This is a genomic window from Shimia sp. R9_1, from assembly GCF_017743775.1.
Taxonomy (GTDB): domain Bacteria; phylum Pseudomonadota; class Alphaproteobacteria; order Rhodobacterales; family Rhodobacteraceae; genus Shimia.
On record NZ_JAGHRN010000004.1, the window covers coordinates 398,793 to 420,654 of the forward strand.

The following is a 21,862-nucleotide window of genomic DNA, read 5'->3' on the forward strand; positions in this document are numbered from 1 at the left end:
TAACCCGCCCATCATTTACTGGAGAGACCGGCGTGCCGGGATTCCCGGCCAACCCGTCAACCAATCTGGAAGACCTAATATGAAAACCTTCTCTGCTACTCCGGCAGACATCGAGAAGAAATGGATCATCATCGACGCCGAAGGCGTGGTGCTGGGCCGTCTTGCTTCGATCGTCGCCATGCGCCTGCGCGGCAAGCACAAGGCGTCCTTCACCCCGCACATGGACATGGGTGACAATGTCATCGTGATCAACGCGGACAAAATCCAGCTGACCGGTAAGAAGCGTTCTGACAAGAACTACTACTGGCACACTGGCCACCCAGGCGGCATCAAATCCCGCACTGCAGGTCAGATCCTGGAAGGCGAGCACCCAGAGCGCGTGGTGACCAAAGCCGTTCAGCGCATGCTGCCTGGCAACCGCCTGTCCCGCAAGCAGATGACCAACCTGCGTGTATACGCTGGTGCCGAGCATCCGCATGAAGCACAAGCGCCTGAAGTCCTGGACGTTAAGTCCATGAACAGCAAGAACACCCGGAGCTAATCAATGGCTGATCAAATCAACTCGCTTGAAGAGCTGAACGCCGTAGCCGGTGAAGAAGCTGTTGTAGAAGTTGCGGCTCCTCGTGAGCCAGTGCGCGACGAACTGGGCCGCTCCTACGCGACCGGTAAACGTAAAGACGCTGTTGCCCGCGTTTGGATCAAGCCGGGTTCCGGCAAGGTCATCGTGAACGGCAAAGACCAGGACAAGTACTTTGCACGTCCGGTTCTGCAGCTGATCCTGCGCCAGCCTTTCCAGGTTGCCGGCGTTGAAGGTGAATTCGACGTATATGCCACCGTGAAAGGTGGCGGTCTGACCGGTCAGGCCGGTGCGGTGAAGCACGGTATTTCTAAAGCTCTGCAGCTTTATGAACCCTCCCTGCGCGCACCTCTGAAAGCCGCTGGCTTCCTGACCCGCGACAGCCGCGTTGTGGAACGTAAGAAATACGGTAAGCGCAAAGCGCGTCGTTCGTTCCAGTTCTCCAAGCGTTAATCGCTGGACAACATGTCAAAAAGAAAGGGCTCGCAGTTTTGCGGGCCCTTTTCTTTTGCGCATCCGGCCGGATGATCGGTGGGTGATGCTGCTAAAAAAGAAGGGGCGTGGTGTGCGCCCCTTCTGATTTTTGTGTTTGATTTGCGGGACGTTAGGTCTGCGCCAAACCTTCTGCCTCAATCTGTTCCCAGATCGCGTCCCAGGCTTTCTGCATCCGGCCTTTGTGCTTCACGCCTTTGGCCGCATCATAGTTGGCCATCATGCCGTCGCCCTGCACGATGATCAGGCCGGCCATGCCCATGCTGGCATGCGGGGTGCATTTGTAGCCATAGAACCCCGGCACATCGAGCGTGATCTCAAAGTCCTTGCTGATCTTGCTTTTCCAGGTGTCGACGCCTTCGGGGAGCATGCCCTCTATGCTTTCGCTGTTGTGGCCTTTGTCCTCAGAGACAAAGCGCACCGTGTCGCCGGCTTGCACAACCTGAATGAGCGGGTTGAACACCATGCGGCGCTTTTTGTCTTCGGGGTGTTTGTTCAGCATCTGAATGTCGACGGTGGATTGCGCAAAGGCAGGGCGCGCCAGCATAAGGGCAGCACCTGCAAGCATCAGCTGGCGGCGATTGATCTCAAATTTCATAGCGATGTCTCATGTTTTTGGCTGGGTGCCATACTGGCAAGCGGCCCTAGTTCTAGCTGGCAGCGTCTCTAACGCTTAATGGCTATGTTTAACGAGTTAATCTTGTGCGGCAGGAGCTTCAACCCAAATGGGAGGCAGTTTTGGCGACATTTTGTCTCTGTCACATTTCTTAGGCGGCTTCGGAATAGCTCTCCGTCACCGGGGAGTAAGTCACCGTTGTCGCTCAAGATTTTCACAATTAACGGTTGATTAACCATTTCTAACGACTCTTTAACCACGTTTGTTTGTGTTGCGGAGAGGGTTATGGTGTCTCCATCTGCGCGTGTTGTTCGCCTGTTGGCCTTGATGGCTGCGGTGCCAACCGTGGCGCTTGGCGGGTTGGCGATGCTGTCACAGGACAGCAAGCATGTGCTGGCGCATGGGCCGTTGATCTCAGGTCATGCGGAGGTCGCCTGCGACGCCTGCCATGTGGAAAGCACGGGGAGTATCCGGCAACAGATTCAGGCGCAGTTGCACTACGCATTTGGATCGCGTGCCACGGCTGTGGACTTTGGATATCAAGAGGTGACCTCAAAGGCGTGCTTGGCCTGTCATGCGCGTCCCAATGAGCGCCATCCGATCTACCGTTTTCAGGAACCACGGTTTGCGCAAGCGGTACAAATGGTGGATGCGCGCAGCTGTTTGGGTTGCCATTCCGAACACCGTGAACAGGTTGTACACAGCGCTGTGGGTGTGTGTCAGGCCTGTCATGAGGGGATCAAGGTTAAGAATGATCCTATTGATATAAAACATGAAATACTCATCGACCAAAACGAGTGGGAGAGCTGTCTGGGCTGTCACGACTTTCATGGCAACCATGCAATCAAGGCACCGTTGCACATCGCGGAGGCCATACCGGCAGAAGTGATCAGGCAATATTTTCTGGGAGGGCCTGATCCTTATGGGGAGGAAAAACTCTATGAAGCGAGGACGGAATGACAACGCTACGTATCGTTTTGCTTGGCGGTTTTACCTGTCTGGCGATCTATCTCTTCGCCACGGCACCGCCGCCTTTGAGAGATGGCGGCGAAAGGGTCAGCGACTGTCAGCACCCGGTCACCGATCTGTTTGCCGTTGCCAACCACATCAATGCGGCGGCGCGGGGCATTTACACCAAGCGCATCGTGGGCGGAGGGATGGCCGCTGGTCTCAAATTTGGTGAAGAGTGGCGGGAGCCCGGTGTGGAGCAGGGGCCATTGCCTGCTCTCTTTTTGCGGGAAATGGCGGCGCAACTGGAGGCGTTGCCACCGCGTCTGGGGCTGTATTTGGGCTCTGATGCGCCGATCAATCCGTCAAATCTCTTCTCCGATGCGCAGATGCGTGCGTTTGAGCAGCTCAAGCAGACCCGTTCACCGGTGTTTTCAGAAGATGATCTGGCCGGCCAAGTGGCGATGTATCCGGATTTGGCCTCAGTCGCGCCATGCGTCAGTTGCCACAATGAGCATAAGGACAGCCCCAAAACAGACTGGCAGCTCAATGATGTGATGGGGGCCACCACCTGGACCTATCCCTCCGCGCAGCTCTCTACAGAAGAGTTCTGGACCACCATCGAGGCGCTGTTTGTTGCGGTGGAGCGGACATATAGCACCTATCTGGCCAAAACCGATGGCTTTGAGAAAGCGCCTGTTGTCGGAGAGCACTGGCCCGCGAAAGACAGCTATCAACTGCCGGAGACCAATGTGTTTGTTCGCGAAGTACGATCGCAAGTCTCTGATGGCATTCTCAAAACCATGCTCCGCAGTCAGCGTAGCAGAGAGAGCGAAACCCGATTTGGCGCTGCAAATGCGTCCAATATGGAAGGAGATCTCTCATGCGCATTTTGATCGCGACGATGCAACGCGTGCCCTATGCGGCGATGGCTGTTTTGGGATTAAGCCTTGCGGCGACCATTCTGTTTTTTGAAATCAAGATGGGGCTGCTTGCGCCTCTCTCAGGCTTTGGTCAGCAGGTTCTGACAGGGTGCCTGCTGCTGGGGCTTCTCGGCTATCAATGGGTGCTGTTTGCGAAACGTGTGCGCAAAGACAACAGCCATATGCGGCAAAACCTGACCATCCACCGCTGGGTCGGTGTGGCGGCGACCTTTGTTTTTGCTTTGCACGCGGTGCGTTTTGGGCATGTCTGGATGACGGGGGTGAGCACGGTATTCTTTTTGATCGCCGTGACTGGCGTGTTCAATCGCACGGTGCTTGGGTATCGCAAGAATTGGATGTATCTCGTTTGGCTGTTTTGTCATATCGGGCTGTCAGCCGCGCTCTTCCCGCTTGTCGGGGTGCATATCTGGGTGGCGCTCGCGTATCAGTGACACGGGCGAAGCGCCTTGGTGTGGGCTATTTCCGACGCCGCTTCAGCACGCGGCGCATCAGCCTTAGGCGCCTGAAGATATTGCGTTTATCGCGGTTTATTTCTGTTAGTAGATGACAGGCCAGCGGCGCGAGCACAGGGTCTTCTTCTGCAGAGAGCCACAGCATGCCCAAGAGATTGCGATCCAGATCTCCATGTCCGAGCGAATAGGGGGTGAGTTTGAGAGGGAGTTTTTTGCCTGTGCGATTTTTTGGGTCAAAAGCAGTCTCAGCGGAGGCGCCACTATAGAGGCGCTCGGTTTCATAGAGCTTCATCATGTTAAAAAATATAATGAGTTCTCCGGCGCATCGCCTCTGTGCCTCGGTTGTTCCCAAGTCGCGAAAGGTCTGGAGAGCAGAGAGCTTCCAACGCATGTCCAGCGCTTCCAATAGGAACCTGGAGTGATCTTGCCAACACTTCTGAAACAGATCCTGCGCGATCTGTGGCGTGTTGCGACGCCGAGAGGCCGCGATGACCAGCGCATGCAGAGCAAGCAGTTGTGAGCGCCCTGAGAATTCCGCCTGAATGTTCTGAAATTTCTCCGCTGCCGAAGCGAGATTTTCGACATCCAGATTTTCGGTGGGCGGCACGGTTTGGTCTTTGAGCTGCTCAAGGCCACTTTGGCTGATCTCTTCCAGAAGCGCCTGCATCCCGTGGTATTCTGCACGCTGCTGGGGCGCGCGTTTCACCATGGAAGCGAAGCCATCCGGATAGGTTAACTCACCGCGAAATATGGTGAAAATATCCATTGCGGTTCACAAATCCTTGTCGATCAATCCAAGGCCGCGCAGGTAGACGCCGATGCCGCTTTCCAAAAGGTCTTCCGGCGCGAAGGGGCTCTGGGTGCCGGGGGAGTTGCGTGCATAGAGTTCGACGACGCCGTGGCTCATGGCCCAGACATGGGCGGAGAACATGCTCGCGGGTGGGCGTTTTTCCGGTGGGATATGTTTGGAGAGCTCTGCGGCGGCGTGCTCCATAACGCCACGGGCGCGGGTCGCGACTGCGGCGAGCTCTGGCGTGCGGTTGACGGAAATGCCGCTTTCAAACATGGCGATGTAGTGGCCGGGATATTTGCGCGCAAAGGCGAGATAGGCCCGCCCGGTGGCTTCAAAAGAGGCGAGGGCGGATGGCTGTCCCTTATCAAAGGCGAATTGCATGAGGTCGGCAAAGATCTCATAGCCTTGACGGGCGGCCTCGGCGATCAGGTCTTCACGGCCTTCAAAATGGCGATAGACCGCCGCCGGTGTGACACCTGCGGTTTTGGCCGCCTCAGACAAGGTAAAGCCAGTGGGGCCTTTTGCCTCGATGAGACTCAGGGCTGCTTCGACCAGCGCCTGGCGCAGGTTGCCGTGGTGGTATCCGCGTTTAGGCATCCCAGATATCCGGTCCGCCGCATACAGATGTATCAACCTTCCCAATGGCTTGCGTGTCTTTCCTTTCGTAGGGTAAGGCGTGCAGAACCGTGCGGATGGCGCTGAGGCGCGCGCGACGTTTGTCATCAGAGCGGATCACGGTCCATGGCGTATGCAGGCCGTGGCAGCGTGTGAGCGTCTCCTCAATGGCGCTGGTATAGGCATCCCAGCGTTTGAGGCCTTCAACATCGATCCAGCTGAGTTTCCATTGCTTAAGCGGGTCTTTCTCGCGCTCCAGAAAGCGGCGGAGCTGCTCTGCGCGGCCGACGTTGAGCCAGAACTTGAAAAGATGCACACCGTCATCCACAAGCGCCTGCTCAAAGGTCGGGGTTTGCTGAAAGAACCGCTCGCGATCCGCGTCTTCGGTAAAGCCAAAGACCTTCTCGACCACGCCACGGTTGTACCAGCTGCGGTCAAAGAAGGTGATCTCGCCGCCGGAGGGCAGGTGATTGATATAGCGCTGAAAATACCACTGCGATTGTTCCGCCTCAGTGGGTTTTGAGAGCGCGACAACCCGCGCGCCGCGAGGGTTAAGGTTTTCGCGAAAGCGTTTGATGGTGCCGCCTTTGCCCGCGGCATCGCGACCCTCAAAGACCATGGCGATGCGCGCGCCGCTCTCCTTGACCCAATGCTGCATCTTGACCAGTTCGATTTGCAGCGCCTCCAGCTCTGCCTCGTAGGTCTTGCGGCTCAGGCGCTCTTTGTGGGGGTAGCTTTCGCTGAGAATGTCATTCTTGTCCGCCCCTTTGATGGCATCGCGTATGGGCTTGGGGGCCTCGTCTTTGAAATACGCGCTGATGGCACCGTCAAATGGCAAGTCCATGAAACATCTCCGTTTTCCCCAATATGGGGTGCATCGCGCCCTAGTGCAATCCGGCGCGGGTGGCGGCGCGGTCGATGGCGGCGACAATCTCGTCGGGGTTGGTGTGATGGGGCATATGCCCGACACCTTCCAAAGTGACAAGATGCGCACCTGAAATGTCTTCGACCATGCGGGTGGAGTGTACTGTCAGGCCGACGATGGTGTCGGCGTCGCCATGCACGATCTCTACTGGCAGGCTTAGGCTCTGATACTGTGGGGCCAGCGCGCGCAGCTCCTCGCGCAGGTCGGTGCGCTGCTGGGCGTTGGCGATCAAAGAGTGCGGGCGGAGGATCAGGGGCACGGCAATGGCCTCTGCATAGCCTTCTGGTGCGGCCTGTGGGGCAAAGATCTCGGCGATGCTTTTGGCGACGTATTCCTCGCTGGCCCATGCTGCGATCAGGCGGGAGATTGTTGTTCCAATCCAAGGGTTTGCGATGCGTTTATAGAGCGGGTTCAGAGGGCCTTGCCACGGGTAGGTTGCCCCGGCGATGGAAACAGCGGCAGCGATGTGGTCGGGATGATGCACAGCCCAGGCCATGGTGACGGCCCCGCCAAAGCTTTGGCCCACAACAATCGGGTTGTCCGCACCAAGCATCTTTGTGGCGGATGACAGCAGCGTGGCCTGATCAATGAGCGTGACGCCTTTGCGCGCGAGCGGCGGGGTGTGGCCCATGCCGGGACGGTCAAAAACAAGGACGTGATAGCGGTCAGTGAGGCGTTCCACAAAATCAAAGGTGAAGTCATGGGTGTTGCCGGAGGCGCCGTGGATCAGCACCACAGTTGGGTTTTCAGGGTTGCCACGCGCAACATAGTGCACGGGGTGACCGCCGACCTCCACAAAGGCCCCTTCAGGCGGGAAATTCTCTCGTGCGGCTCTCAAGCGGGATTGGACCTTCCACCAAGTGGCTGCTGTCACGACCAAAATCGTGATCAAACAAAGTATGACAATCCACCGCAGCATGTCTTTTCCTCCCGTCTACGACGCTCAGATCGCTCTGAGCACCTGCTCACAGACTAGCCAAAGTTGTGGGCATGAGGGGATTCACAATTGCGCGGGTGACGCAACGGGAGGCTGCGCGGGGTTAGCCGCGCAGGTCTGAAATCTCCTCACCGATGCGGCGCATGTCAAACGGTGTGGTGTGATAAATTTCGGAAATCCAGTTGCCGTAGAGCAGATGTGCGTGGCTGCGCCAGCGGTTCTGCGGCGGGTTGGCGGGATTGTCGTCCGGGTAGTAATTCATCGGCACGTTGATGGGCGTGCCCTCGGCTACGTCGCGGTCATACTCTTGTTTCAACGTGTCACTGTCGTATTCGAAGTGGTTGAAAATAAAGAGATCTCGGCTTTCAGGAGCTTCCACCAGACATGGGCCGACATCGGCGCTGTAGAGCAGGGTGTTCAGCTCTGGACGGGCGTCGATTTCATCCTGACGGATTTCGGTCCAGCGGCTAACCGGGATCACGCAATCGTCTGAAAAGCCACGCAGATAGGGCGAGGCTTCGGCCAGATTCTGATGGCGGAAACAGCCAAAGGCCTTGTGATCCAGCAAGTGTTTTTTGACGCCGTGGAAGTAGTTGATCATCGCCATGCCACCCCAGCAGACGCCGAAAGTGGAGTGCACATGGGTACGGGTCCAGTCAAAGACCTCGCAGAGCTCTTCCCAATAGGTGACGTCGTTAAAGGGCATATGCTCAATTGGCGCGCCGGTGATGATCAGCCCGTCAAACTTCTCTCCGCTGGCTTTAACGTCCTGAAAAGGCCGGTAAAACTCTGCCATATGCTCGGCGGCGGTGTTGCGGGTTTTGTGCTCGCTCATGCGGATGAGCGAAAGTTCGATCTGCAACGGCGTCGCGCCGATCAGGCGGGCGAACTGGTTTTCAGTCTGAATCTTCTTGGGCATCAGGTTCAGAAGCCCGATGCGCATGGGGCGGATGTCCTGACGGGCCGCTTGATCTTCGGCCATGACCATAACGCCTTCGTGCTTGAGCACGTCAAAGGCGGGTAGGTCGGCGGGGATCTTGATAGGCATGTGGGTCTCTTAAACTCTGAATGTCAGGAAGGGCGATACTTAAGCGGCGCGGGCCTGGTCCTCAAGGGCGCTGGCGATCACATGATTGAAATCATCCGCTGTGGCAACGGTTGCAACGCTTTCGGGCGTGATGGTGATGCCCCATTTGGCCATGGCGGCATAGCGAGGCTGGCGGTGCGCGAGCGCGCGGGCATAAGTCCAGCGCACGAAGGCGTCGGGATCAACGCTGCTTTCGGTCTGGCCGGTTTCGCCGAGATAATCGCTCCACGCGGACAGAAGGAATTCCGGTTGGTAATACATGGGCTTAGGGTCGCGATCAAAGCGCTTCACCAGAGCCTCGGAATGGGCCTCAGAGCCTTTGAGCCAGACCATCAGTGTGGTCTCAGACAGGGCGGTCAGCACCGGGTCTGTCGGGTCCTCAGGATCAACCACCTCGCAGATCGAGCCGCCGGTGTCGCAGACAAAATGGTCATAGCCGTAGAGGTCGTGCGCGCGGTTGATAAAGAGTTTGGTATCCATCAATGCGGCAATCTCTGCCGTGCGATGTTGCTCCTGCCGCGCCATGTATTCGGCGAACGGCAGACCGCCCTGGTCCGGGTTGCCCGGTTTGCCAAGGTAGGTGGAGAGCGGCGCGAGGTTGTTGAAGGTGATGTTGGAGCCGATGTAAATCGAATCCGTCATCAAGAGCTCGCGCAGAAAGGGCACTTTCATCGCTTCGCGCTTGGCGTTGTCGGCAATGTGCTCGCCCATGTAGCGGGTGCCGATGCGATAGTCGACCGAGTAGTGAAACCAGTCGCCGTTGTCCCGCAGGGCGTTGGAAATATGCGTTTTTCCCAAACCTGACATGCCAAAGAGCAGCACTTTTTTCTGTGCCGCATTAAGCCAGTCTTGCGCCGATTTGTAGATCATGGGCGGGTCCCTTTTGCCTTGCGCCCATGGTGGTACTGCGCGCGGGCAGAGGGGTCAAACGCAATCGCGCAACGGGGGGCGTTAACCATGAAATCTCGTGTCGGTATTGCGTCGGTATCGCGGCTGTATCGCGGAGGTGCGAAAATTGCGTCCGAAAATTGGTTACGGCACCGCGCGTTGCGTGGATTTGCGCACCTCCGGAAAAGGAAAAGGGCATGACCTGCGTCATGCCCTCGGTGTTGGTTTTGTCTGATTTTTGGTCAGTGATCAGACCAGCCGCGAGTTGTCTTTTGCGGCGCGCACAAAGTCGCGGAAGAGGGGGTGCGGATCAAACGGCTTGGACTTCAGCTCCGGGTGGAACTGTACACCAATGAACCAAGGGTGGTCTTCCCATTCCACGATTTCCGGCAGGCGGCCGTCGGGGCTCATGCCGGAGAAACGCAGACCGCACTCTTCGAGCTGCTCGCGGTATTTGATGTCGACCTCATAGCGGTGACGGTGACGCTCTTCGATCGCCGTGCTGCCGTAGACCTCGGCCACTTTGGAGCCTTCGGTGAGGGCCGCGTCATAGGCGCCAAGGCGCATGGTGCCGCCTTTGTTGTCAGAGGCCTTGCGGGTGACCTTGGCGTTGCCCTGCACCCATTCCTTGAGGTGGTAGACCACCGGCTCAAAACGCTTGCCGCCGGCTTCGTGGTCGAACTCTTCGGAGCCTGCAGTGTCGATGCCAGCCTTGTTGCGGGCCGCTTCGATCACAGCCATCTGCATGCCAAGGCAGATGCCGAGGTAGGGGATCTTGTGCTCACGCGCATATTGCGCCGCTTTGATCTTGCCTTCGGTGCCGCGCTCGCCAAAGCCGCCGGGCACCAGAATGGCGTCATAGCCTTCAAGATGCGGGGCTGCGTCACCCTTGTCAAAGACCTCAGCATCCACCCAGCTGACCTTCACTTTCACACGGTTGGCCATGCCGCCGTGGGTGAGAGCCTCTTTGATCGACTTATAGGCGTCTTCGAGCTGGGTGTATTTGCCAACGATAGCAACATTCACCTGACCGTCGGTGTTGTGCAGACGGTCGTTGACGTCTTCCCAGACGGAGAGGTCAGGGCGTGGGGCCGGAGCGATGCCAAAGGCATCCAGAACCGCCTGATCCAGACCTTCGCGGTGATAGGCCAGTGGCGCTTCATAGATCGACTTCAGATCGTAGGCCGGCACAACGGCCTCTTTGCGCACGTTACAGAACAGCGCGATTTTGCCGCGTTCTTTTTCCGGGATCGGCTGCTCGGAGCGACAGACCAGAATGTCAGGTGCGATACCGATGGATTGCAGCTCTTTCACGGAGTGCTGGGTTGGCTTGGTCTTCAGCTCGCCGGAGGCTGCGAGATAGGGCAGCAGGGTGAGGTGCATGAAGATCGCATCGCCACGGGGTTTGTCATGGGCAAACTGACGGATGGCCTCAAAGAACGGCAGACCTTCGATGTCGCCCACAGTGCCGCCGATTTCACAGAGCATGAAGTCAACTTCGTCATCGCCCACATGCAGGAAGTCTTTGATCTCGTTGGTGACGTGCGGCACGACCTGAATGGTTTTGCCGAGATAGTCGCCACGGCGCTCTTTCTCCAGAACATTGGAGTAGATGCGGCCGGAGGAGACGGAATCGGTCATGCGGGCAGGCACGCCGGTGAAACGCTCGTAGTGGCCGAGATCGAGATCGGTTTCCGCGCCATCGTCGGTCACAAACACCTCGCCGTGTTCAAACGGAGACATGGTGCCCGGATCAACGTTCAGATAGGGATCCAGCTTGCGCAGACGCACTGTGTATCCCCGCGCTTGCAGAAGCGCGCCCAATGCGGCTGATGCCAGGCCTTTGCCCAGCGATGAAACAACCCCACCCGTAATGAAAATGTAGCGAGCCATGCCTCTGGCGTCCCCCGTGATTGTCGATTTAGCAGCGCCCAAGCCGAGGCGATTCACACCGCCAAATGACCCAGCATCACGGGACTTAATTTATATAGGATTCGCAGCAAGAAGGCAACCGGACCGCAAGATGCTGTTGCGGTCGGCTTTCGTGCCTCAAGCTATGGTGGTGCCCGCAGGGGGCAAAAATAGTTGTGGCCCCCAGAGGAGGGCCACGTCAGCCAGCCCTTTGGGCCAGAGATCAGTCGGCGCGCGGCACCAGCGGCGCGTTGTCGCCTTCAGACGGTGGCAGCAGCGAGTCGCCAGCGCCCGGCAGTGTTGGCGCGGTTTGCTCTGCCGCAGGGGCTTCGGTGCCCAGACGGTCAAACACAGAGCTGGATGCGGAGTTTTTCGCTGCGATCACGGTCAGGGCGATCGAGGTACAGATGAACGCGCCCGCCAGGATCCAGGTCACACGTGTCAGCGCGGTTGCAGCTGCGCGGCCGGATACGGCACCGCCGCCGCCACCCATGCCAAGGCCACCGCCCTCGGAACGCTGCATCAGAACGACGCCAATCAGCGCCAGAGCAAGAAGAAGGTGGATGATGAGGACAACGTTTTCCATTGGGACCTGTAAAAGCGAGCGTTCGGTTTTGTTAGCGGGGTATGTAGGCAAGTTTGGCGCGGGGGGCAAGGTGGTTTCGCGCGGCTCTTGCGCGAACACAGTGTTGACGGGGTGTTGCCGGGGCGTTGAGGCGCGCTGAAAGGGCAATAATCGCGTCCTGTCAATGAGGTGACTGGACAGGTTTAAGAGCGCGTGGCAGGCTCCGGCCCATGCCACATGATCACGCAGACCACCCGCATTCACATTTGCCTTCTGACCCTGCTTTGCGGGTGAAGGCGCTGGAAACATTGTTGACCGACAAAGGCTTGGTGGATCCGGCCGCTTTGGATGAGATCATTGATCTCTATCAGAACAAGATTGGTCCGCAGAACGGCGCCAAGGTGGTGGCGAAGATGTGGGCGGACCCTGACTTTCATTCGCAGATGATGGCCGATCCGATGCCAACCCTGCGCGAGATGGGGCTGTATGGGCGGCAAGGTGAGCATATGGTGTTTGTCGAAAACACCGATGAGACCCACAATATGGTCGTTTGCACGCTGTGCAGCTGTTATCCGTGGCCGCTTTTGGGCATTCCGCCGGGGTGGTACAAATCAGACGCCTACCGCGCGCGCTCGGTGCGGGAGCCGCGCAAAGTGCTGGAAGAATTTGGCGTGACCTTGCCAGAGGGTCAGAAAGTGCGTGTCTGGGATAGTACGGCGGAGGTACGCTATCTGGTGGTGCCACAGCGGCCCGCAGGCACCGAGGGCATGAGCGAGACGGCGCTGGCGGAGCTGATCACGCGGGACAGCATGATCGGCACTGCCTTGGCGAAGGAGCCAGAGACATGAGCCGGATACATGATATGGGCGGGCGTCTGGGCACCGGGCCGGTGGACCCGACGGATGGCTATGAGTTTGCAGAGGCCAAGGATTGGCACAAACGGGCGCTGGCTCTGAACGTGGCCTGCGGCTTTCTGGGGCAGTGGAATATTGATGCCTCCCGCCATGCACGCGAGCTGCTGAGCCCTGAGGATTACACGCGGTTTTCTTATTATGAGAAATGGATGGGCGGCCTTGCGGACCTGATGGTGGCGCGCGGGGTTCTGACAGAAGAGGAGCTTGCCAGTGGGCAGGCGGAAGGTGTCTCTCCCGTGGCGGAGCGGGCGGCAAAGCCCGGTGCGGTTACGGGCGCGCTGATGAATGGCAGCGCCTATACACGGGAGGCCGCTGCGCCGCAGTTTACGGTGGGCGCAAAGGTGCAGACCCGGCGGCCTGCGCGCAATGTGATGGTGCAGGGCGGGCACACACGTCTGCCAGCCTACGCCAGCGGGGCCAAAGGCGAGGTGGTCGTGCAGCATGGCGCACATGTGTTTCCTGACAGCAATGCGCATTTTCAGGACGAGGCGGCTGAACCGCTCTATGCGGTGCGGTTTTCGGCGCGCGAGCTCTGGGGTGCGGAGGCTGATCCGCGTGATGAGGTCGTGCTGGATCTGTGGGAGAGCTATCTGGAGCCCGCAGAATGACATGGTGCGGTGGCAAGCCGGAACCTGCGTTTGACGCGCCATGGCATGCGCAGCTTTTTGCGCTGACTGTCGCGCTGAATGAGGCGGGGCACTTTGGCTGGCCGGATTGGGCGGAGCGCTTTGGGGCTACGTTAAAGGCGCATGGATTGGCCAAGGAACTTGATGGCGGGGAAGATTACTTCAACGCCTGGCTCGAAACGCTGGAAGGGTTCCTGCAGGATCTGGGATTGGCGGAGGCTGCGGTTTTGCGTGATCTGAAAGAGGGCTGGACGCGGGCTTATCTGAACACGCCACATGGGGCGCCAGTGCATCTGGCGGCGGGAGAAGCCGCCGGCTGAGGACATTTGCGCGTTCTGTCAGAGAAATTGCGGCACTTACGCGCTTTGGCGCAGTTTGCGGTTTCGCACCTGCATCAACATCGCTAAAAGGGCGCGGGTTTGAACTCTCTGCAAAGGACCGGATATGGCCAATGTTGTTGTTGTAGGCGCTCAGTGGGGCGACGAGGGAAAAGGCAAGATCGTCGACTGGCTCAGCGAGCGTGCCGATGTGATCGCACGTTTCCAAGGTGGACATAACGCTGGCCATACGTTGGTGATCGACGGGAAAGTCTACAAGCTGCACGCGCTGCCGTCTGGCGTTGTGCGCGGTGGCAAGCTGTCCGTGATCGGCAATGGTGTGGTGCTGGACCCGTGGCACCTGATCAAAGAGATTGCGACCGTGCGTGAGCAGGGTGTCGAGATTTCCCCTGAGACCCTGATGATTGCGGAAAACACCCCGCTGATCATGCCGTTCCACGGCGAGCTGGACCGGGCGCGCGAAGAGGCGGCCTCCAAAGGCACCAAGATTGGCACCACCGGTCGCGGCATCGGCCCGGCCTATGAAGACAAAGTGGGTCGCCGTGCGATCCGTGTGGCTGACCTTGCGGATGAGGCGACACTGGAAGCCCGTGTGGACCGTGCGCTGCAGCACCATGATCCGCTGCGCAAAGGTCTGGGCGTGGAGCCGATTGACCGCGACGCGCTGATTGCACAGCTCAAAGAGATTGCGGCAGAAATCCTGCCTTATGCGGCGCCTGTGTGGAAGGTGCTGAACGAGAAGCGCAAAGCAGGCAAGCGGATCCTGTTTGAAGGCGCACAGGGCGCGCTTCTGGACATTGATTTTGGCACATATCCTTTTGTGACCTCTTCCAATGTGATTGCAGGCCAAGCGGCCACCGGCGTGGGCATTGGCCCGGGTTCCATCGACTATGTGCTGGGCATTGTGAAAGCCTACACCACCCGCGTGGGCGAAGGCCCGTTCCCAACCGAGCTTCTGAAAGAAGACGGCACACCGGATGCGGATGGCGAGCGCCTTGGCACCCGTGGCCATGAGTTTGGCACCACCACCGGCCGTCAGCGCCGTTGTGGCTGGTTTGACGCCGCGCTGGTGCGTCAGACCTGTGCAACTTCCGGCATCAAAGGTATCTGTCTGACCAAGCTCGATGTTCTGGACGGCTTTGAGACGCTGAAAATCTGCGTAGGCTATGAGCTGGATGGCGAGACGCTGGATTACCTGCCCACAGCAGCAGATCAGCAGGCGCGCTGCAAGCCGATCTATGAAGAGATTGCAGGCTGGAGCGAAAGCACCGAAGGCGCGCGCAGCTGGAATGACTTGCCGGCCAATGCGATCAAATACGTGAAGCGCGTGGAAGAGCTGATCGAATGCCCTGTGGCACTGCTCTCCACCAGCCCGGAGCGCGAAGACACCATTCTGGTGACCGATCCGTTTGCGGATTGATCGCGTAGTTGATTTGAAGGTCGCGGAAGGGAGAGAGTGAGATGGCACTGAGCTACAAGGCACGGCGGCGCGTTGCGCTTTTGGTTCTCGTGGTGGGGCTGCCGATCTACATCATCCTGGCGTCCGTTCTGGCCACGACGCTTTCGCCAAATTCCTTCATCGGGACGCTGGCGCTTTATGTCGTGCTGGGGATTGTGTGGATCCTGCCGTTCAAGTCGGTTTTCAAAGGCATTGGCCAAGAAGACCCCAATGCCGCGCCGCATCGGTTTGACGATGATCCGCAATAAGCGCGGCCTAAATTGATTTAGAGAGCGGCGACACCTTTGTGTCGCCGTTTTCGTTTTTGCTGCGGGGTTGCGGGGTAGGTCAGGGTTTGCGAGGCTGTCGGCAGACAGGAGAGGCAAGAGCCATGGCGCAGCTTCCAGAACGCACCGCGTTTTCTTACCGCGACGATCCCGCGATCCCGGGTTTTGACGACAGCGGACCCATTGCCGTGATGGACGGGGACTGTGCGCTGTGCAGCTTTGGGGCGCGGATGATTGCGCGGTTTGATCGCGCCGAGCGGTTTCGGATTTGCCCCGGACAGACCGCGCTGGGCACCGCGCTTTTGGCGCATTATGGCTTGCGGCCAGATGATCCGGAAAGCTGGCTTCTGATTGTTGATGGGCGCGCTTACAGCTCGCTTGATGCCATCATTCGGGTCGGGGCCGAAGTGGGTGGCGTGGGTCATCTGATGTGGCCGCTGAGGCTTCTGCCGCGTGCGGTCCAGGATTGGATCTACCGCCGCATTGCGCGCAACCGCTATGCGCTGTTTGGCCGGGCTGATATGTGCGCACTGCCGGATGCACGGCTTAAGGCGAGGTTGTTGCTGGAGTGAATTCACCGCATTTTGAACGGGCCTTTGGGGCGGCTTGGTTTGAATTGCCTCGCGAAATCAGAGATTTGCACGAAGTTTCTGATGTCCGGAGGTTCGCAGGGATTGCGCGTGTCGAACGTGGGAGGCAATTCATTCCACGCCTGATTGCTTCTCTATTTGGGTTTCCACCAGCGGCGGATGCATGTCCGGTTCAGGTGACCAAAACACGTGAAGCGAACGGAGAGCTCTGGGAGCGACAGTTCGATTTGAAGCGATTTCGGTCGCGGTGCGCACCTGCGCCAGAGGCGGGTCGTTTTCGCGAACGATTTGGCGCGTTTCTATTTGAGGTGGATCTCGACGTCAGCAACGGTGTTGTTTCAATGCCGCTCAGGCGCGGCTGGTTTTTGGGTATTCCGTTGCCGCGTTGGACATTGCCAGAAAGTGAAACACGTGAGTTTGTTGCGAACAATCGCTTCCACTTTGATGTGGCACTTCGAGCGCCTTTGAGTGGTGCATTGATTGTGCGGTATCAGGGATATCTGGTGCCCGATGACCAAGTTTTGGGGTGAAATCTCCACAAAGCAAAAACCCCGACCAACGGCCGGGGTTCTCTCGTCTGAATGCAGTAAAAATCAGCCCGCTTCGCGGTCGCGGGGCTGGAAATTGATCGCTTGGTTGGCGGTGAAACGGCCACCGGCCAGTTTGTCGATCTTTTGCTGGCGCAGGAGTTGGCCGAAGCTGCGCAGACCTTCTTCGCGGGAGAACTGCGGGACGTTCACTTCGCGGGCCATACGCATCAGCATCGGGCGGGTGAAACGGTCCAGACCTTCCACATAGGTCAGATAGGCCGCTGCGGCCTCAACGCTTTCAGGCAGCTGGGTGGCGCCAACGGATTTGGCGTAGTCCAAAAACCCGCTCATCGCAGAGCTGCCCGAGCTGACCGGAGCCGCCGCGCGAGCAGCTTCTTCGCGGTCGACCTGATCAGCGGAAATGCGACGCGGGCGAACAGGGATGCGGCGCGGCGCTTTCTTGGGGGCAGTGCTCGCTGGTTGAGCGGATTTTTCTTCGGTCTCGGCAGGCCTGTCGATGCGCTGGGCCGCCACCAGTTTCAGCGGGGCCGCTGCGGATGTGGCGCCACCTGTGGCGGCGCGCACAACGCTGGCAAGATCGCTGCGGTAGGCGGTTGTGCCGTCTTTGCTCTTGTTCGCAACGGCGTGTTTTTCGGCGCGGGTGGCGGCGACGGCGGCGCGCAGATGCGCGATTGCGCTGCGGCGGCCTTTGCCGGCGGGCTCCTGCATTTCGCTGTCCGCTTTGGCCATCAGGCGGCTGAGATCCGGCTCTGGCTGCTGCGGGCGCTCTGATGCGGGGGCGGCGGCTTCCTCGTCAGCTTCCGTTGCGGTGTCCTCAGAGAGGTCTTCGGCAAAGAGGTTTTCTTCTTTTTCCGGAGCTGCGTCGGCTACGGCGTCTGCCTCTTTGAGTTCGGCTTGCACTTTGGCCAGCTCAGAAAGCAAATCCGCTTCGTCTTCAGGTGTCAGGCTGGAGGTTGGGGCCGCCTCGGCTGTTTCCTCTTCGTCCTCATCCACAGGTTCCGCTTCCAGCAGACCGGCGGCAACCGCCTCTTCGAAGTCGGCCTTTTTCATGCGCACGACGCGGGCGCGCAGCGGCTGGGCTTCTGCTTCCGGCGCGTCGTCTTCGATCTGGGGATCCGCTTCGGCAACAGCTTCGGTGACGGCGGCGAAGTCATCTTCTGACAGCACATCCTCAGAAGTCGGGGCGTCTTCCGTTTCCTCATTCGCAGCCTGCTCTACAGGTGCGACGTCCTGATACAGCGCGGCGTCTTCTTCTTCAAAGATGTTGCTGTCTGCAGCGGTCTCGCCATCTTCCTCGGCGTCTGCGTCCATCGGAGCGGCGTCGGATTTGGCGCTATCGGCGCGGGAGACAACGGCGCGGATGCGCTCCAGTTTGGCCGCGATGGAGTTTTCCTCATAGGCGGCGCTGTCTGCCTCGTCTTCGTCCCAGTCAGACAGGTCGGCAACTTCAGGTTCGCCGTCGGCTTCTGCCTCTTCGCGCGCCTCTGCGTCTGCCACGGCCTCAGGGGCTTCGGGGGCCTCATCTGCCTCAGTGGCGAAAGGATCAACGGTGTCTTCCACCGCGTTCTCCAAAATCAGCGGGGCGTCTGCTTCTTCAGAAATGTCGAGCGCGTCAGCTTCCTCGGCGACTTCTTCCGTCAGCTCTTCGGCCAGATCCTCGGCAGTGTCTTCGGCGGCGGTTTCAACGGTGTCTTCTTCTGCAAGCTCCGCGGCCTCTTCCACCACGTCTTCTGCTGCTGCAGGAAGCTCTTCGACGGCCTCTTCAACAGCCTCTTCCGCCAGATCGTCCTCAGCCACATCGGCATTCACCGCAGCGGCGATGGCGCCGAGGTTAATCGGGGTCTCTTCGGCGGCGTCTTCAGGCGTGTCTTCGATGAAGGCGTTTGCATCGTCGGTCGCAGGGGTGTCGAGCGTGTCGTCTGCGATGGCAGCAAGCACGCTGTCTGTCACGCTTGGGGCGGCCTCTGCCTCGATCACGTCCTTTTGGGGCGTGTCTTCAGCGACAGGTGCAGCAACAGGGGTGGCTTCGGCCTCTGCCACAACAGCGATCTCTTCGGCGGCCACGATGTCTTCGGGTTCAGGCTCAACAACATCAGGCTCAACCGGTGCGGGAGCTGGAGCTTCGGCAACAGGGGCAGGCGCTGGTGCTTCGACGGGCGCTTGCACCGGAGCCGCAGCGGCGGGGGCTGCGGGTGCAGGGGCTGCTACCGGAGCTTCGGCAACAGGTGCTGGAGCCGGTGCTTGAACAGGTGCAGGGGCTTCGGCGGCTTGCGGCGCATTGGTGCTCAGAACGATGGTGCCCTGATCCATACGTGCGCTCACGCGGCGGGCAATTTCTTTCTCCGCAATACGGGCAAGCATTTCAGCGTCCGGGGTGGGAGGCTCGGCACCAAAGTACCGATCATCCGCGGCCAGATCGCGGAAGTACTCAGCGATGGCTTTCATTGTGTCAAACGACTCCTCAAACCCTTCAAGGGTGCAGGAGAACGTCCCGTATGAAACCGTGAGTACTTTGTTATTCGTAACCATCTTTGCGGGTCCTTTGCACTACTCAGCAACCAAACTATCACTCAAGGAACGTCGAAACGTGAACGAATCTGTGAAACTTAGAGTATGATTTTGGGGCGAAAATGTGTCCAACTACGCGGGGATAGGGGGGCGACCACAATATGTGCCAAATTCTTCAAAAATTTGCACCAATAACCTTGGCGGGCGCGGGTTCTTTGGATCCGTCCGACCTGTCTGCGGCCCTCGAACTGGGGCCAACCCTTGTGGCGGCGGATGGCGGGGCGGCCCATTGCCTGAGCGCCGGGCACATGCCGGAGGTGGTGATCGGGGATCTGGATTCGCTTCCAAAGAACATGCGAGAATCGATACCGCCAGAACAGTTAATTTTTGTTTCAGAACAAGATAGCACGGATTTTGTCAAAGCTTTGCGGCATATTTCTGCACCGCTGGTGCTGGCGGTGGGCTTTACCGGCGCTCGGGTGGATCATGAGCTGGCCTGCTACAACGCTCTGGTGCGGCATGCGGGTCGGCGCTGTGTCATCATCGGCGAGAGCGATGTGGTCTGTATGCTGCCGCCAAAGCTGTCGCTGCCTCTGGCCGCAGGCACGCGGGTGTCGCTGTTTCCCATGCGCGCGGTGCAGGGGCGCTCAGAGGGGCTGAAGTGGCCGATTGACGGGATTGGCTTTGCGCCGGATGGCATGGTGGGGACCTCCAATGAGGCCACCGGAGCTGTGCAGCTTGAGGTTGAGGCGCCGGGGATGCTCTTGATCCTGCCCAAGGCACATCTGGGGCTGTTGGTCAGCCAGCTTCTGGCGACGCCCGAAGGCTGGCCCGCTCCCTGAAGATCACATAAAGCCCGGCGCCCATGGTGACACAGATGCCCAGCGAGGCCAGCGCATTGGGCCAGTCGCCAAAGATCAGCCAGCCTACCAGCGCGGCAAAGGGGATCTCCACATATTGGATGGAGGCGAGCGTGGTGGAGGGCGCATAGCGCAGGGACCACGACATGAAGAGATGGCCCACGGTGCCGAGCAGCCCGATGAGCAGCAAAAGCCCCCATGTGCTGCCGGTCGGCCGGATGAAGGAGAGCTCCGCCACGCCAAGCTGATGGCCGATCAGCAGGGCCGGAAGCAGGAGCGCGGTGGCAATCACCCCATTGGTGGCCTGCAGGGCGATGGGGTCAACCTCTTTGGCGATCTGGCGGGTGACCAGCATAAAGAGCGCAAAGATCACCGCTACGGCCAGCGGCAGAAGCGCTGGCGCGCCGACCTCCACAAAGCTGGGCTGGATCACCATCAGCGTGCCGGAAAAGCCGACGATGCAGGCCATCAGGCGGCGCAGGCCAACCTCTTCGCCCAGAATGTATTTTCCCAGCATCAGCATGATGAAAGGCATAACAAAGGCGATGGCCACCGCATCGGCCAGCGGCAGGTAACGCAGGGCGGTGAACATGCAGCCGATGCCCGCCATATGCAAAAGCGTGCGCCAGATCACGAGGCCCATCAACTGTGGTCGCAAACGCCACGGACGGCTTGTCGCGATGACAATCGGGATCAGAATCGCCGCCTGAATGGAGAAGCGCACAAGGATGAGCATGCCCAGCGGCAGGACGTTTGACAGCAGCTTTGCCGTGGCATCGCCCAGAGGGGCAAGCACACAGAAGCCAAGCATCAACAGGATGCCGAGAAGCGGGCGATCAGCATGAGACATTGGGGCAGGTTAGGGAGGAGTGAACGGTTGTTCAACCTGTGGAACACGCTTTCCCGGATAAGGCGTTTAGAAGCGATTGCATAGGATGAGAGAATCCGCAAGAGGTGGCAATCTTTCTTTCTATCAAACCTCAGCCACCGCAGTCCTGACTTGTTTGATCAGCTTTTGCGCCAGTTTCACATATCACACCTGAAGGGTGATTGTTCTCGACCTGCGCAGACGAGTGACAAGCATTTGTCTGGCCTAGGCTATATACTGCTAGGCAAAGACCTAGAATCATAAGTAACCAAGGCAGAAGGTTCCAGGTTGACGACAAACTACCTTTCTTTGCTTCCTCAAAAACTGATCTGCATGCAGCAATTGTGATGGTATCCTTGTCACTGGTCCCTTCGACACCCTTCAATGCCTTTTGCGCGGCATTGACATGCGCTCTGAAGCGGTTCGAATGGAGGATATTAAGGCGCAGGTTCAACGCTCCAAGTAGAACGACCATGATACTGGCAATAATCGTTAGTAAGGAGTCAGTTCTAAATTTGTCGATAGCGACACTCAAAAGGACAATTGATCCTGCTGATAGAATAGCTGTCACCTGAGATCTTAGGTGTTCATGATCTCTGGCGTGTGCGTAATGTTCGTTCGCATAGGCAAGCAATGCTTCAGTTCTGTTTTCAGCCATTGAATTTACTCATACCCAGAAAACTATGAAATTATTTGAGCTATAAACCTGCTCGCGAGAGTTCTGGCGGCGCAAACCACATTTCTTGTTTAGCAGATTGCTTTTAGTTTGGACATATTTTCACATTCCACGTCTTGTATGCGCGCGCACTAATTTTGTGACGTTCCCGTGACCGTAGTGCGGGGTCCGATTTGTCGTTTTGTATGTACTTGCTTGGTGGTGCATTCCCCCCCAAAAAAAAACGGGCTGACGCGAGGGCCAGCCCGACAGGGAGTGATCCGGGCGCTGGAGTGTGCGCCCGGCTCGGGAAGGTCTATCGGTTCATGCGGTTCTCGATAAGATCATCAACCACGGCGGGGTCTGCCAGCGTGGAGGTGTCCCCCAGCGATCCGTAGTCGTTTTCCGCAATCTTGCGCAGGATGCGGCGCATGATTTTGCCGGAGCGGGTCTTGGGCAGGCCGGGCGCCCATTGGA

At 58.6% G+C, this 21,862-nt stretch carries 25 protein-coding genes; 13 read left to right on the forward strand and 12 right to left on the reverse strand.

Annotated features, from left to right (window positions below; translation table 11 throughout):
* Positions 1–79: 79 nt before the first annotated feature.
* Both rplM and rpsI read left to right on the forward strand, forming a co-directional pair.
* Positions 80–541: a 50S ribosomal protein L13 gene (gene rplM, locus J7399_RS15255; protein WP_209079144.1), complete on the forward strand. Its 462-nt coding sequence runs from the start codon at positions 80–82 to the stop codon at positions 539–541.
* 3 nt (positions 542–544) lie between these two features.
* Positions 545–1,030, forward strand: a complete 486-nt coding sequence (rpsI, locus tag J7399_RS15260; RefSeq protein WP_058240297.1) for a 30S ribosomal protein S9 — start codon at positions 545–547, stop codon at positions 1,028–1,030.
* A 151-nt stretch (positions 1,031–1,181) separates the two neighbouring features.
* Here the strand turns inward: rpsI and J7399_RS15265 are convergent, their stop codons facing one another.
* Positions 1,182–1,667: a pseudoazurin gene (locus J7399_RS15265; RefSeq protein WP_209087279.1), complete on the reverse strand. Its 486-nt coding sequence runs from the start codon at positions 1,665–1,667 to the stop codon at positions 1,182–1,184.
* 303 nt (positions 1,668–1,970) lie between these two features.
* Here J7399_RS15265 and J7399_RS15270 point away from each other — a divergent pair, with 303 nt between their 5' ends.
* Genes J7399_RS15270 through J7399_RS15280 form a run of 3 tightly spaced genes read left to right on the forward strand, consistent with a single transcriptional unit; the run spans position 1,971 to position 4,008 of the window.
* On the forward strand, positions 1,971–2,645 hold the full coding sequence (locus J7399_RS15270) for a cytochrome c3 family protein (RefSeq protein ID WP_209087281.1): 675 nt from the start codon (positions 1,971–1,973) through the stop codon (positions 2,643–2,645).
* Entirely contained in the window at positions 2,642–3,529 is an 888-nt protein-coding gene (locus tag J7399_RS15275) for a DUF3365 domain-containing protein (protein WP_209087283.1), read from the forward strand. The genes J7399_RS15270 and J7399_RS15275 overlap by 4 nt, the downstream gene beginning before the upstream one ends.
* The gene (locus J7399_RS15280; protein WP_209063171.1) at positions 3,517–4,008 is read left to right on the forward strand and encodes a hypothetical protein; all 492 of its coding nucleotides are present in this window, start codon (positions 3,517–3,519) and stop codon (positions 4,006–4,008) included. The genes J7399_RS15275 and J7399_RS15280 overlap by 13 nt, the downstream gene beginning before the upstream one ends.
* Positions 4,009–4,033: 25 nt before the next feature.
* Here J7399_RS15280 and J7399_RS15285 read toward each other — a convergent pair whose 3' ends face one another.
* The 8 genes from J7399_RS15285 to secG all read right to left on the reverse strand — a co-directional run bounded on the left by J7399_RS15285 (position 4,034) and on the right by secG (position 11,771).
* Entirely contained in the window at positions 4,034–4,795 is a 762-nt protein-coding gene (locus J7399_RS15285; protein WP_209087285.1) for a hypothetical protein, read from the reverse strand.
* Positions 4,796–4,801: 6 nt separating this feature from the next.
* The gene (locus J7399_RS15290) at positions 4,802–5,419 is read right to left on the reverse strand and encodes a TetR/AcrR family transcriptional regulator (protein WP_209063167.1); all 618 of its coding nucleotides are present in this window, start codon (positions 5,417–5,419) and stop codon (positions 4,802–4,804) included.
* Positions 5,412–6,281 (reverse strand): polyphosphate kinase 2, encoded by an 870-nt coding sequence (ppk2, locus tag J7399_RS15295; protein ID WP_209087287.1) that lies wholly within the window; start codon positions 6,279–6,281, stop codon positions 5,412–5,414. The genes J7399_RS15290 and ppk2 overlap by 8 nt, the downstream gene beginning before the upstream one ends.
* A gap of 40 nt (positions 6,282–6,321) precedes the next feature.
* The gene (locus J7399_RS15300; protein WP_209087289.1) at positions 6,322–7,281 is read right to left on the reverse strand and encodes an alpha/beta hydrolase; all 960 of its coding nucleotides are present in this window, start codon (positions 7,279–7,281) and stop codon (positions 6,322–6,324) included.
* A 121-nt stretch (positions 7,282–7,402) separates the two neighbouring features.
* Entirely contained in the window at positions 7,403–8,347 is a 945-nt protein-coding gene (metA, locus tag J7399_RS15305) for a homoserine O-succinyltransferase (protein ID WP_209087291.1), read from the reverse strand.
* A 39-nt stretch (positions 8,348–8,386) separates the two neighbouring features.
* A complete protein-coding gene (locus J7399_RS15310) occupies positions 8,387–9,256 on the reverse strand; it encodes an ATPase (protein ID WP_209087293.1) in 870 nt (289 codons plus the stop codon).
* Between the two features lie 267 nt (positions 9,257–9,523).
* Positions 9,524–11,167, reverse strand: coding sequence for a CTP synthase (locus tag J7399_RS15315; RefSeq protein WP_209087295.1), 1,644 nt, complete (start codon positions 11,165–11,167; stop codon positions 9,524–9,526).
* A gap of 241 nt (positions 11,168–11,408) precedes the next feature.
* Positions 11,409–11,771 carry a preprotein translocase subunit SecG gene (gene secG / locus J7399_RS15320; RefSeq protein ID WP_209063154.1) on the reverse strand — a complete coding sequence of 121 codons (363 nt, stop codon included), beginning with the start codon at positions 11,769–11,771 and terminating at the stop codon, positions 11,409–11,411.
* Positions 11,772–11,980: 209 nt separating this feature from the next.
* Here secG and nthA point away from each other — a divergent pair, with 209 nt between their 5' ends.
* The 7 genes from nthA to J7399_RS15355 all read left to right on the forward strand — a co-directional run bounded on the left by nthA (position 11,981) and on the right by J7399_RS15355 (position 16,473).
* A complete protein-coding gene (gene nthA, locus J7399_RS15325) occupies positions 11,981–12,598 on the forward strand; it encodes a nitrile hydratase subunit alpha (RefSeq protein WP_209087297.1) in 618 nt (205 codons plus the stop codon).
* Positions 12,595–13,272, forward strand: coding sequence for a nitrile hydratase subunit beta (gene nthB / locus J7399_RS15330; protein WP_209087299.1), 678 nt, complete (start codon positions 12,595–12,597; stop codon positions 13,270–13,272). Before nthA ends, nthB begins: the two co-directional genes overlap by 4 nt.
* Positions 13,269–13,610, forward strand: a complete 342-nt coding sequence (locus tag J7399_RS15335; protein WP_209063149.1) for a nitrile hydratase accessory protein — start codon at positions 13,269–13,271, stop codon at positions 13,608–13,610. The genes nthB and J7399_RS15335 overlap by 4 nt, the downstream gene beginning before the upstream one ends.
* Before the next feature lie 124 nt (positions 13,611–13,734).
* Entirely contained in the window at positions 13,735–15,048 is a 1,314-nt protein-coding gene (locus J7399_RS15340) for an adenylosuccinate synthase (RefSeq protein ID WP_209087301.1), read from the forward strand.
* Between the two features lie 41 nt (positions 15,049–15,089).
* Positions 15,090–15,335 carry a DUF2842 domain-containing protein gene (locus tag J7399_RS15345; protein WP_209087303.1) on the forward strand — a complete coding sequence of 82 codons (246 nt, stop codon included), beginning with the start codon at positions 15,090–15,092 and terminating at the stop codon, positions 15,333–15,335.
* Between the two features lie 122 nt (positions 15,336–15,457).
* Positions 15,458–15,925: a DCC1-like thiol-disulfide oxidoreductase family protein gene (locus J7399_RS15350; RefSeq protein ID WP_209087305.1), complete on the forward strand. Its 468-nt coding sequence runs from the start codon at positions 15,458–15,460 to the stop codon at positions 15,923–15,925.
* Positions 15,922–16,473, forward strand: coding sequence for a DUF4166 domain-containing protein (locus tag J7399_RS15355; protein WP_209087307.1), 552 nt, complete (start codon positions 15,922–15,924; stop codon positions 16,471–16,473). Before J7399_RS15350 ends, J7399_RS15355 begins: the two co-directional genes overlap by 4 nt.
* 63 nt (positions 16,474–16,536) lie before the next feature.
* Here J7399_RS15355 and J7399_RS15360 read toward each other — a convergent pair whose 3' ends face one another.
* Positions 16,537–19,023, reverse strand: a complete 2,487-nt coding sequence (locus J7399_RS15360) for a hypothetical protein (RefSeq protein ID WP_209087309.1) — start codon at positions 19,021–19,023, stop codon at positions 16,537–16,539.
* Positions 19,024–19,163: 140 nt separating this feature from the next.
* On the opposite strand from J7399_RS15360, the gene J7399_RS15365 reads away from it, so the two are divergent.
* Entirely contained in the window at positions 19,164–19,844 is a 681-nt protein-coding gene (locus J7399_RS15365) for a thiamine diphosphokinase (protein ID WP_209087311.1), read from the forward strand.
* Here the strand turns inward: J7399_RS15365 and J7399_RS15370 are convergent.
* The gene (locus J7399_RS15370; RefSeq protein ID WP_209087314.1) at positions 19,801–20,712 is read right to left on the reverse strand and encodes a DMT family transporter; all 912 of its coding nucleotides are present in this window, start codon (positions 20,710–20,712) and stop codon (positions 19,801–19,803) included. The two genes, J7399_RS15365 and J7399_RS15370, sit on opposite strands and share 44 nt — an antisense overlap.
* A gap of 130 nt (positions 20,713–20,842) precedes the next feature.
* Positions 20,843–21,388 (reverse strand): hypothetical protein, encoded by a 546-nt coding sequence (locus J7399_RS15375; RefSeq protein WP_209087316.1) that lies wholly within the window; start codon positions 21,386–21,388, stop codon positions 20,843–20,845.
* Positions 21,389–21,862: the final 474 nt, after the last annotated feature.

Bases quoted from the DNA above. Each gene is read 5' to 3' on its own strand.
- nthA (WP_209087297.1), top strand. From the start codon at position 11,981: ATGCCACATGATCACGCAGACCACCCGCATTCACATTTGCCTTCTGAC.
- secG (WP_209063154.1), bottom strand. From the start codon at position 11,771: ATGGAAAACGTTGTCCTCATCATCCACCTTCTTCTTGCTCTGGCGCTG.
- J7399_RS15335 (WP_209063149.1), top strand. From the start codon at position 13,269: ATGACATGGTGCGGTGGCAAGCCGGAACCTGCGTTTGACGCGCCATGG.
- J7399_RS15345 (WP_209087303.1), top strand. From the start codon at position 15,090: ATGGCACTGAGCTACAAGGCACGGCGGCGCGTTGCGCTTTTGGTTCTC.
- ppk2 (WP_209087287.1), bottom strand. From the start codon at position 6,281: ATGGACTTGCCATTTGACGGTGCCATCAGCGCGTATTTCAAAGACGAG.
- J7399_RS15315 (WP_209087295.1), bottom strand. From the start codon at position 11,167: ATGGCTCGCTACATTTTCATTACGGGTGGGGTTGTTTCATCGCTGGGC.
- J7399_RS15365 (WP_209087311.1), top strand. From the start codon at position 19,164: ATGTGCCAAATTCTTCAAAAATTTGCACCAATAACCTTGGCGGGCGCG.
- nthB (WP_209087299.1), top strand. From the start codon at position 12,595: ATGAGCCGGATACATGATATGGGCGGGCGTCTGGGCACCGGGCCGGTG.
- rplM (WP_209079144.1), top strand. From the start codon at position 80: ATGAAAACCTTCTCTGCTACTCCGGCAGACATCGAGAAGAAATGGATC.
- J7399_RS15265 (WP_209087279.1), bottom strand. From the start codon at position 1,667: ATGAAATTTGAGATCAATCGCCGCCAGCTGATGCTTGCAGGTGCTGCC.
- J7399_RS15275 (WP_209087283.1), top strand. From the start codon at position 2,642: ATGACAACGCTACGTATCGTTTTGCTTGGCGGTTTTACCTGTCTGGCG.
- rpsI (WP_058240297.1), top strand. From the start codon at position 545: ATGGCTGATCAAATCAACTCGCTTGAAGAGCTGAACGCCGTAGCCGGT.
- metA (WP_209087291.1), bottom strand. From the start codon at position 8,347: ATGCCTATCAAGATCCCCGCCGACCTACCCGCCTTTGACGTGCTCAAG.
- J7399_RS15350 (WP_209087305.1), top strand. From the start codon at position 15,458: ATGGCGCAGCTTCCAGAACGCACCGCGTTTTCTTACCGCGACGATCCC.
- J7399_RS15340 (WP_209087301.1), top strand. From the start codon at position 13,735: ATGGCCAATGTTGTTGTTGTAGGCGCTCAGTGGGGCGACGAGGGAAAA.
- J7399_RS15375 (WP_209087316.1), bottom strand. From the start codon at position 21,388: ATGGCTGAAAACAGAACTGAAGCATTGCTTGCCTATGCGAACGAACAT.
- J7399_RS15370 (WP_209087314.1), bottom strand. From the start codon at position 20,712: ATGTCTCATGCTGATCGCCCGCTTCTCGGCATCCTGTTGATGCTTGGC.
- J7399_RS15270 (WP_209087281.1), top strand. From the start codon at position 1,971: ATGGTGTCTCCATCTGCGCGTGTTGTTCGCCTGTTGGCCTTGATGGCT.
- J7399_RS15290 (WP_209063167.1), bottom strand. From the start codon at position 5,419: ATGCCTAAACGCGGATACCACCACGGCAACCTGCGCCAGGCGCTGGTC.
- J7399_RS15360 (WP_209087309.1), bottom strand. From the start codon at position 19,023: ATGGTTACGAATAACAAAGTACTCACGGTTTCATACGGGACGTTCTCC.
- J7399_RS15310 (WP_209087293.1), bottom strand. From the start codon at position 9,256: ATGATCTACAAATCGGCGCAAGACTGGCTTAATGCGGCACAGAAAAAA.
- J7399_RS15280 (WP_209063171.1), top strand. From the start codon at position 3,517: ATGCGCATTTTGATCGCGACGATGCAACGCGTGCCCTATGCGGCGATG.
- J7399_RS15300 (WP_209087289.1), bottom strand. From the start codon at position 7,281: ATGCTGCGGTGGATTGTCATACTTTGTTTGATCACGATTTTGGTCGTG.
- J7399_RS15285 (WP_209087285.1), bottom strand. From the start codon at position 4,795: ATGGATATTTTCACCATATTTCGCGGTGAGTTAACCTATCCGGATGGC.